This window comes from Xanthomonas sp. SHU 166, assembly GCF_000364685.1.
In the GTDB taxonomy this organism is placed as follows: Bacteria; Pseudomonadota; Gammaproteobacteria; order Xanthomonadales; family Xanthomonadaceae; genus Xanthomonas_A; species Xanthomonas_A sontii.
Map to the genome: position 1 here is coordinate 1 of NZ_AQOJ01000668.1, position 337 is coordinate 337.

At 74.8% G+C, this 337-nt stretch carries 1 pseudogene; it reads left to right on the top strand.

The annotated features are described in order from the left end of the window. Positions 1-337, top strand: a pseudogene (locus D180_RS15910) (UbiH/UbiF family hydroxylase); the annotation flags it as partial.

The window sequence follows — 337 nt, forward strand, 5'->3', positions numbered from 1 at the left end:
AAGGCCGCGAGCCGCCGCGCTGGTCGGCCGACACGCCGGACCTGCGCGTGTACGCCTTCGCCCCGGACAACGCGGCGCTGCTGCAGGGCCTGGGCGTGTGGCCGCAGGTCGTCGCCAGCCGCGCCAGCGCGTACCGGCGCATGCGCGTGTGGGATGCCGGCGGCGGTGGCGAGCTGGCCTTCGACGCCGACACCCTGGGCCGCGACCAACTCGGCTGGATCGTCGAACACAATCTATTGGTCGAACAGCTGTGGGCGGCGCTGCCGGCGGCCGGCGTGCAGGTGCATTGCCCGGCACGGGTGGAGGCGCTGGAGCCGTCGGCCGAGCGTGCGCGCCT